General features: G+C 29.2%; 2 protein-coding genes. Both read left to right on the top strand.

Going from position 1 to position 1214, the window contains the following annotated elements:
• Positions 1-157: 157 nt before the first annotated feature.
• Complete coding sequence (locus HGB55_RS15065; protein WP_168817896.1) at positions 158-874, top strand: hypothetical protein; 717 nt, start codon at positions 158-160, stop codon at positions 872-874.
• A 186-nt stretch (positions 875-1060) separates the two neighbouring features.
• The coding region (locus HGB55_RS15705) for a helix-turn-helix domain-containing protein (protein WP_168817822.1) at positions 1061-1214 on the top strand (154 nt) is incomplete at its 3' end.

The raw sequence follows: 1214 nt of genomic DNA, 5'->3' as shown, positions 1-1214 counted from the left end.
CCAACACCTTATAACCAAAATTGCTTCTTTCTGTAAATTAGAATGTTTCTAAATCTAAAAAATACTATATTTAAACAACCGAAAATTGCGCTTTCAAATTCGCAACTTTCGTTATACAATCCCGTTGTACGCAAGCAAAGAAGAATACAAACAATCAATGAAAAATATAGAAATAGAATATGATTTTAGATTAGACAGTATGTGTGGAGACCCTGATACTGATAGTCTAAAATTATATGAGTTTCATAGTGTATTGTGGAATCAAAAACTTTCAAACAGCGAAATATTAAATCTTAGCATTTTAAACAAAAGTTACGGAAGACTAATTTTAAAAACGAACTTGACAGACAACTTATCTAGCGATAGAATGTGTCCTCATTTTGTTGGAAAATATAACGGAAAATTAGATGGTTGGTTAAGTGATTCTGATAAAGAAAGATTCCAACATAAAGTCAGAACGATTGGAAGACATATTGTTTTTCCTGCACATAGAAAAAATGGATTTACGATTAATCAAGCAAGAGGAGTAAATCGAAAAATAAGCGACAGATTTGACTTAAATTTAGAATGCGTTAGAAGGTTTTATAAAAATGAAAAGAGTCCTTTATCAAGTGTATTAGATAGATATTCTAACTTTTTTGAAATATTCAGAGATTTTAAAGGTTATATAGACTTTTTTATGCTTCAAGATTTTATAGATACCAATGAAAAAATAAAATTCTCTTTGCCTTTTGATAATTTTAATCGTTCTGCGTTGCCTGAAAATAAAAAAGAATACGAGAGTTATATGAATAAAACAATTGAACTAATAGACAAAAGAAATAAAAAGATAATGAAAAGAATGAATTATGCCAGCGTACAACACTGTGTATAACTCATTGTGGCGGAATTTTTCAAACGAAAAATTCCTTATATTTATAATCAAAATTGCTTCGGCGGAAAAATCTCGCTGATTTTCCCACAACGAAGCCATACACAAACCCGTTAGCTAAAATAACGTGCGAAGAACGGTCTATTCAATAACTTAACGCAACAAATCTAAATTTATAGATTTGTAAATATGAGTTTAAAACACAGACGACTTTCACTTAAAGAAAGAATCAAAATTGAGACACTTTTAAACGAGAATAAATCCAAAGCTTATATCGCTAAAACTTTAAACAGATCTCGTTCAACTATATCTCGTGAAATCAATAAATGGATTCAAGATCCTA

The sequence above is a fragment of the Lutibacter sp. B1 genome (assembly GCF_012524075.1).
GTDB lineage: Bacteria > Bacteroidota > Bacteroidia > Flavobacteriales > Flavobacteriaceae > Lutibacter.
Note: the sequence above shows the minus strand (reverse complement) of the source record. Positions and strands in the feature narration are given on the sequence as shown.

What these genes read in the sequence shown, in the direction of transcription:
- HGB55_RS15065 (WP_168817896.1), top strand. Translation starts at nt 158, where the DNA reads ATGAAAAATATAGAAATAGAATATGATTTTAGATTAGACAGTATGTGT.